The organism is Allorhizocola rhizosphaerae (assembly GCF_003426775.1).
Classification (GTDB): Bacteria; Actinomycetota; Actinomycetes; order Mycobacteriales; family Micromonosporaceae; genus Allorhizocola; species Allorhizocola rhizosphaerae.
The window spans coordinates 1-8,117 of record NZ_QJUG01000304.1 but is presented as its reverse complement, the minus strand read 5'-3'; the positions used below and the strand labels follow the sequence as shown (position 1 = coordinate 8,117).

The 8,117-nt window shown below is 68.2% G+C and carries 6 protein-coding genes; all 6 read left to right on the top strand.

Features of this window, described 5'->3' with window-relative positions; all coding sequences use genetic code 11:
• The coding region (locus tag DM816_RS37975; RefSeq protein ID WP_211589031.1) for a phosphopantetheine-binding protein at positions 1-333 on the top strand (333 nt) is incomplete at its 5' end.
• A 30-nt stretch (positions 334-363) separates the two neighbouring features.
• Complete coding sequence (locus DM816_RS37970; RefSeq protein ID WP_246002588.1) at positions 364-1,128, top strand: thioesterase II family protein; 765 nt, start codon at positions 364-366, stop codon at positions 1,126-1,128.
• Between the two features lie 30 nt (positions 1,129-1,158).
• Complete coding sequence (locus DM816_RS37965) at positions 1,159-2,187, top strand: TauD/TfdA family dioxygenase (RefSeq protein ID WP_117215333.1); 1,029 nt, start codon at positions 1,159-1,161, stop codon at positions 2,185-2,187.
• Between the two features lie 2 nt (positions 2,188-2,189).
• Positions 2,190-3,896 carry a non-ribosomal peptide synthetase gene (locus tag DM816_RS37960; protein ID WP_117215332.1) on the top strand — a complete coding sequence of 569 codons (1,707 nt, stop codon included), beginning with the start codon at positions 2,190-2,192 and terminating at the stop codon, positions 3,894-3,896.
• Positions 3,897-3,922: 26 nt separating this feature from the next.
• Positions 3,923-7,240, top strand: a complete 3,318-nt coding sequence (locus tag DM816_RS37955) for a condensation domain-containing protein (protein WP_117215331.1) — start codon at positions 3,923-3,925, stop codon at positions 7,238-7,240.
• 35 nt (positions 7,241-7,275) lie between these two features.
• A partial coding sequence (locus DM816_RS37950; RefSeq protein ID WP_246002587.1) for a condensation domain-containing protein occupies positions 7,276-8,117 on the top strand: 842 nt, incomplete at its 3' end.

Sequence of the window (8,117 nt, the reverse complement as noted above, 5' to 3'; positions counted from 1 at the left end):
GCCGGGCGCAAGCCGCGTACACCCGAGGAAGAGATTCTTTGTGGGCTGTTTGCGGAGGTTCTCGGTGTGCAAACGGTCTCGATTGATGACAGCTTCTTCGACCTGGGTGGGCATTCGCTGCTTGCGGCCCGGCTGGCGGCTCGCATTGGTGGTGCCCTTGGGCTCAATCTCACGATTGCTGACATCTTTCACCATCCGACTCCGGTAGCGCTGACGCAATGCCGTAGCGAGAGCAAGCCCGCGAAGCGGAGTCGGCCGGCGCTGCGCCGGCGAACCGCCCCAGATCTGCCTGGCCTTCCGCCGGTTGCGGCGGGCATGAGCCGCGACCATTGAGATGTTCCCATGATGAATTGGAGTACTGCTGTGAGTCTTGTCCCTGAGGACGTGGTGTGGACACTGCGCGGTGACGCCACAGACCAAACGTTGTCGCTGCTCGTGCTCCCGCACGCCGGCGGCAGCGCACACACCTACGCGCAGTGGCGCGAGCTGCTGCCCGGCAATGTGCGCCTGCTCATCGGACAGTATCCGGGCCGTGGCGCGCGTTTCACCGAGGAGTTACCGCGCAGCATCGATGACTTGGCGGGCCCGATCCTGCGCTGCCTGCCCGCCGACACCGACGACCTCGTCGTGCTCGGCCACAGCATGGGTTCGCTTGTGGCGTTTGAGATTGCGCGGGCTCTGACCCTGGCCGGGCGGCCGCCGCGTGCCTTCGTGGCGTCGGCGTGCCGCGCGCCATATCTGCCCAATCCCAGCCCGGTGTACCCGGAACGGCTCAGCGACGACGAGCTGATCGCCGCGATCAAGGAGCGTGGCGGCACCGAGGACGGCATCCTGGACGAGCCGGAGCTGCGTGAGATCGTGCTGCCGCCGATCCGGGCCGACTTCGCCATCGACGACGCGTACCGGTTCACCGGTGAGGTCGAGTCGCTGACCTGCCCGGCGACCGTCGTCGGCGGGGCGGAGGACCCGGTCGTGCCGGTGGGCACGCTGCCGGACTGGTCGCGCGTCACCTCCGGCCCGAGTGAGGTGCGGGTCCTGCCCGGCGGTCACTTCTACTTCCAGCAGGAGATGGCTGCGTTCATGTCGATTGTGCATGCGGTGCTCATGACCCGGCATCAGTTTGCCTGACTCTTCGATCCGCTATAGGAGGAAATTGCCATGCCCACGAGCAATGCGGCCGTGATGGATCTGCAAGTCACGAAGGCCGCGGGAAAACCACCGATTGTCGTTACGCCGCAATGTGAGAGTCTCGGCGAGGGGATCGAATGGCTTGAAGCGCATCAGGCTGTGCTGAAGGACGAGCTGCTTCGCTCCGGATGCCTGATGGTTCGCGGGCTGCCGGTGCGCGACGCCGCGGATTTCGCCCGTGCACGCGACGTGTTGCTGCCGAGGCGCGCTTCGTACAAAGAAAAAGCAACGCCGCGCACCGACTTCGGCGAGGGAGTCTTCTCCTCCACGGATTTGCCTGCGGCGCAACCAATCCGGTTGCACAACGAGAACAGTTATACTTTGGACTTCCCGGGTGTGCTGCTGTTCGGGTGCGTGATCGCTCCGGAGGAGGGCGGCGCCACGACCGTCGGCGACATGCGCGAGGCGCTGCGGCTCGTGCCCGCGCAGCTGCGCGAACGGTTCGCCAGGGCGGGCTGGCTGCTGGTGCGCAACTATTCCGAACTCGCCGGGCTGCCGTGGCACAAGAGTTTCGCCACTGACGATCCCGCCGTCGTGGAGGCCTATTGCGACGAGAACGTCATTGGGTACGAGTGGGTCAGCGAAGGCGAATTGCGCACGCGGCAACGGCGTTCCGCGATCGTGACGCACCCGGTGACGGGCGAGCAGTCGTGGTTCAACCACTTCGCGTTCTGGAACCGGTGGTCGCTCGACCCGGACGTGCGCGACGTGCTGCTGGAGACCTACGGCGACGACGGTCTGCCGTTCGACACCTATGTTGGCGACGGCACGGCGCTGACCCGTGACGAGGTGGACGCGCTCAACGCGGTCTACCACCAGGTGACCATGCGCGAGACGTACCAGCCGGGCGACCTGTTGATGGTCGACAACATCCTGTGCGCGCACGGCCGGGAGTCGTTCCGCGGGGACCGCAAGATCCTGGTCGCGATGGGCGACCCAATCGAGCTGAGCGCCTGCCGGCCCACGACCGAGCCGTCTACCAAGATCTTTGAGGAGTGACCATGGCGACGGATCTGCTTGCCCGCCTCGCCGAGGTTCCGGCTGACCGGCCCGCCGTGGTCGCCGGGGACCGCACCGTGACGTTCGGTGAGCTGCGGACCGAGGCAATGCGCATCGCCCGCGGCCTTGCCGCACGCGGTGTCGGGGTGGAAAGCGTTGTGGCGCTTACCCTTCCGCGTGGCGCGGAGCTGGTCGTGGCCCTCGTGGGCACGCTGACGGCCGGCGCCGCATATCTGCCCGTGGACCCGAAGCTACCCGCCGAGCGGCAGCGTTACCTGATCGAGGACGCGGGCGCCGATCTCGCGATTGGCGATGGCGGCCTCACCCTCGACGAGCTGACTGCCGACATCTGGTACGAGGGCGGATATGAGCCGGTCGCGGTCGAGCCCGGCAACCTGGCCTACGTCATCTACACCTCCGGTTCGACGGGCCGCCCGAAGGGTGTCGAGATCAGCCGGGGCTCGGCCGCGGCCCTGCTGGCCGAGCTGGAGTCCGAGGGCATCGCGATCACCGACGGCGGCCGGGTCAGCTGGAACGCGTCGCCGTCGTTCGACGCCTCGGTGCAGCAGTGGGTCCGGCTCTGCCGGGGCGACACCGTCGTGATGATCGACGACCAGACGCGGTCCGACCCGGAACTGCTGGCAAAACTGATCGATGACGCTGCCCTGACCGATCTGGACATCACGCCGTCGCACGCCGATGCGCTCGTGGACCATCTCGCCGACCGGCGTGCTCCGCTGACGCTGCTGGTCGGTGGTGAGGCGATCAGCCCGTCGCTGTGGCAGCGCCTCGCGGATCTGGTCGACTCTGGCGCGCTGAGGGCCGTAAACCTCTACGGCCCAACCGAATGCACGGTCGACTCGACCGCCGGGTGGATCACGTCGGGCGTCAAGCCGCACATCGGCACCGTCCTACCCGGACTGTCCATGCGCCTGCTCGACGAGCAACTGCGCCCTGTCGCGGACGGCGAGATCGGCGAGCTCTACCTGGCCGGGCCTCGCGTGGGCCGTGGCTATCGCCACCGTCCGGGCCTTACGGCGGAGCGCTTCCCCGCCGACATCGACGCGTCCGATGGCACGCGCATGTACCGCACCGGCGACCTGTGCCGGCGCCTGCCTGACGGACGGCTCGACTACGTGGGCCGCCGCGATGGGCAGATCAAGCTGCGCGGTCACCGCATCGAGATCGGCGAGATCGAGTCGGCTGTCTCGGCGCATGTGACCGAGGTGGCTGTCGTGCTGCGGGAAGACCTGCCCAACGGGCCGGGCCTGGTCGCGTACTACCGCGCGGCACAGCCCGTCGATGAGGAGCAGCTGCGCGCGTCTGTGGCGGCGAACCTGCCGGGCTACATGGTGCCGGCCGCGTTCATGTGGCTGGAGCGCTTCCCGACAACCACCAACGGCAAGCTCGACCGGGCCGCGCTGCCCGCGCCGCAGGCCACAGCCGTTGTGGTGGAAGGGGACCAGCCAGCCGGGCGGGTCGAGCAGCTGATCGCCGACGTCTGGTCGCACGTGCTCGGCACGCCGCGCGTCAGTGCGGACGACAACTTCTTCAAGCTCGGCGGACATTCGTTGCTCGCTATCAAGCTGGTCGCCGGTGTGCGATCCGAGCTGGGCGTGCGCCTGCCGGTCAAGAAGGTCTACGAAAACCCCCGGTTGCGTGACCTTGCCCGGGAGATCGAGTCCATGTTGGAGCTCGCGTCCGTCTAGGGCCCAACACGTCGGAAGGGATTGCTGTGACTCCGTTGTCGTACGCGCAGCGGCGGCTGTGGTTCATGTCGCGGTTGGACGGTGGATCGGCGGCCTACAACGTGCCGCTGGTCGTGCGGTTCAGTGGTGAGCTCGACGTGGCCGCGCTGCGGGCCGCGCTTGCCGATGTGGTTGCCCGGCATGAGGTGCTGCGGACCGTGTACCCCATGGTGGACGGCGAGCCGGTCCAGGTCGTGCTCAGTGATGTGGTGCCCGAGTTGACCGTTGGCGCGGCGGCCGCCCCGCACGTGTTCGATCTGGAGACCGACATCCCGTTGCGGGCCTGGCTGTGTGACGGGTCCGTGTTGGTGCTCCTGTTGCACCACATCGCGACCGACGGTTGGTCGACGGCCCCGCTGTTGCGCGATCTGTCGGCCGCGTATGAGGCCCGCTTGGCCGGACACGAGCCGGAGTGGGAGCCGCTGCCGGTGCAGTATGCGGATTACGCGCTGTGGCAACAGGAACTGCTCGGCGACGCGTCCGATCCGGACAGTCTGCTATCGGAGCAGTTCGGCTTCTGGCGGGAGGCGCTCGACGGCGCACCGCCGGAGCTGGCGCTCCCGTTCGACCGGCCGCGCCCGGAGGCCGCCAGCCATCGCGGCGCGACGGTGACGGCCCGGCTGGACGCGGCCGCGCACCAACGGCTGCTGGCGCTCGCGCGTCGGCACCGGGCGAGTTTGTTCATGGTGTTGCAGGCGGGCCTCGGATTGGCGTTGTCGCGGCTGGGCGCCGGTAACGACATCCCGATCGGGACCGCCGTGGCCGGCCGCTCCGACGAGGAGGATCTCAACGATCTGGTCGGCTTCTTCGTCAACACGTTGGTGCTGCGGACAGAGGTGTCGGGCGCCTCGTTTGGCGAGGTTGTCGAGCGGGTGCGCGACGCCGACCTGGCCGCGTTCGCGCACCAGGATTTGCCGTTTGACCTGCTCGTGGAGCACCTCAACCCGGTGCGCTCGCTGTCGTGCCACCCGCTGTTCCAGGTGATGCTGACGCTCGACAGCGACGTGCAGACGAGCGTGCGGCTCGGCGGGGTCGAGGGCCGGGTCGAGCCGGCGAAGCTGCAGAGCGCCAAGTTCGACCTCACGTTCTTCTGCGCGGAGCTGGAGGAGGGGGTGGAGATCTGGCTCCAGTACGCGACCGATCTGTTCGACGAGGCGACTGCTCAGCTTGTGCTCGACGTGTATCTACGGGTGTTGGCGCACGACGGGTCGCTCACCGAGCAGGAGAGCCGCTTGCTGGAGGCCAAGCGGGCCCGGATCGAGGCGGCGCGCGTTTCGCCTGTCGCTCTCGCTCACGCCGAGCCCGGTGTGCTGTCGCCGCGCGCCGAGATCCTATGCGGACTGTTCGCGGACATCCTCGGGGTCGAGCGGGTGAACCCGGGCGACAACTTCTTCCGGCTCGGCGGGCACTCGCTGCTCGCTGTCCGGCTGGTGAGCCGCATCCGGTCGGTGCTGGGCATCGAGGTGGGTATCCGAGACGTGTTCGCGTCGCCCACGGTGGCCGCGCTCGACCGGCGCATCGGTGAGCTTGTCGGGGCGGGTGTGCGGCCCGCGTTGACACCCATGGCCCGTCCCGAGCCGATCCCGCTGTCGTTCGCGCAACGGCGGTTGTGGTTCTTGGCGCAGTGGGAGGCGTCGCGCGCCTACAACGTGCCGATCGTGCTGCGCCTGCACCAGGAGCCCGATCGCCAGGCCCTGCCCCTCGCGCTGGGCGACGTGGTCGCACGGCACGAGGTCTTGCGTACCATTTACGCCACAGTGGACGGGGAGCCGTGCCAGGTGATCCTGCCGGATGCGAGGCCCGAGTTGACCGTGGTCTCGTCCACTCCCGACGGTCTGGACGCGGCGATCGACGCGGCGACCGGTTACGTGTTCGACCTGTCGGCCGAGATCCCGTTCCGGGCCTGGCTGATCGACGGGTCCGTGTTGGTGCTTCTTTTGCACCACATCGCGGGCGACGGGTGGTCGCTCGCGCCGCTGTTGGCCGATCTGTCCACCGCTTATGCGGCAAGGTGTGCGGGGCACGCGCCCGATTGGGAGCCGTTGCCGGTGCAATACGCGGACTACGCGCTGTGGCAACAGCAACTGCCGGGCGAGCGCGACCAGCTCGCCTTTTGGCGGGAGGCGCTCGATGGCGCGCCACAGGTGCTGGACCTGCCCACCGATCGGCCCCGCCCGGCGGTCGCCAGCCACCGCGGCGACCTGGTGACGTTTACCCTTCCCGCCGGGCTGCATGAGCTCGCTCGCGAGACCGGCGCGACCCTGTTCATGGTCATGCAGGCCGCGTTCGCCGCGCTGTTGTCCCGGCATGGAGCCGGGCACGACGTCCCGATCGGCACAGTGGTCGCGGGGCGAAACGATGAGGCGCTCAACGATCTGGTCGGGTTCTTCGTCAACACGCTTGTCATGCGCACGGACGTCTCCGGCAACCCGGCCTTTGCCGAGCTTGTCGAGCGCGTGCGCGATGCCGACCTGGCCGCGTACGCCAACCAGGACCTGCCGTTCGAGCGCCTGGTGGAGGAGCTCAACCCCGCCCGGTCCGAGGCACATCACCCTCTGGTGCAGGTCATGCTCGTGCTCCAGAACAACATCGGCGCGAGCATCACCCACTCAAGCCTGCCCGCCGACGATGTCCCGTTCACGACCGGCATCGCGAAGTTCGACCTGACGCTGGCGCTCAAGGAGGAGCCGGACTTCATCCACGGTGTGCTGGAATACGCCACCGATCTGTTCGACCGGACCACGATCGAAGCCCTGACGGCACGCCTGACCCGGCTCGTGCAGGCCGTGCTGGCCGACCCGAGTCAGCCCGTCGACGACATCGACCTGCTGACCCCCGAGGAGCACGCCGTGCTCGACGGCCGGGTGCTCGATGAGCGCGGGCAACCGGTACCGCCTGGGGTGGTGGGGATCCTGCGTGCGACGGGCGAGCGGGCGGTGTGGTCGGTCGATGGCGGCATCCGGATCGTCGAGGAGGAGAAGACGGACAGCCGGCCCGACGAGGGCCCGACCCGATCCGACCCGGCCAATCCGCGTGAGCAAATGTTGTGCGACGTGTTCGCCGAGATCCTCGGCGTCGAGCGGGTCGGGGTCGAGGACAACTTCTTCAAGATCGGCGGGCACTCGCTGCTGGCCGTTCGGCTGGTCAACCGCATCCGCTCGGTGCTCGGCGTGGAGCTGGGCATCCGTGACCTGTTCCAGGCCCCGACCGTGGCGGCGCTCGCCGAGCGCTTCCAGAGCACCGCCGGCGAGCCCGCCCGGCCCACGCTGCGCCGCCGCACCGAGGCCGGGATGGTCGTGCAGTAGCCCGATAACCTTCAGCAGAGAAAGGCCAAGCCCCCATGTCCATGGTTCAGCAGGCGAGCGCGGTGCCGTTGTCGTTCGCCCAGCGCAGGTTGTGGTTCCTGTCGCGGTTGGAGGGTGGTTCGACGGCTTACAACGTGCCTCTCGTGGTGCGTTTGGACCGTGCTCCGGATCGTGATGCGCTCGCGTTGGCATTGTCCGATGTGGTCGGCCGGCATGAGGTGTTGCGGACCGTGTATCCCATGGTGGACGGCGAGCCGGTCCAGCGTGTGCTCCGTGACGTGACGCCCGAGTTGACGGTTGGCGTCACCGTTGAGGCGGCCATCCGGCACGTGTTCGACCTGGAGACCGACATCCCGTTGCGGGCCTGGCTGTGTGACGGTTCCGTGTTGGTGCTCCTGTTGCACCACATCGCGACCGACGGTTGGTCGATGGCTCCGTTGTGGCGGGATCTGTCGACGGCCTATGCGGCACGTGTGGACGGGCGTGCGCCCGATTGGGAGCCGCTGCCCGTGCAGTATGCGGACTACACGCTGTGGCAGCGGGAGCTGGTGGAGGCTGACCTTCCGCAGCAGCTGGACTTCTGGCGCGAGACCCTCGAAGGCGCGCCGCCCGTGCTGGACCTGCCCATCGACCGGCCACGGCCCGAGCCGGCCACCGACGCGGGCGGCATCGTGGTCGCCGGGCTTGACGCGGATGTGCACCAGCGATTGGTGGACCTGTCGCATCGCCACTCCGCGAGCCTGCTCATGGTGTTGCAGGCCGCGCTCGGCGTGGCCCTGTCACGAGCCGGCGCGGGTCAGGACATCCCGATCGGCACGGTTGTGGCGGGACGCACGGATGATGCGCTCAACGATGTCGTTGGCTTCTTCGTCAACAC

Coding starts and splice junctions, on each gene's coding strand:
- DM816_RS37965 (WP_117215333.1), top strand. CDS start 1,159: ATGCCCACGAGCAATGCGGCCGTGATGGATCTGCAAGTCACGAAGGCC.
- DM816_RS37960 (WP_117215332.1), top strand. CDS start 2,190: ATGGCGACGGATCTGCTTGCCCGCCTCGCCGAGGTTCCGGCTGACCGG.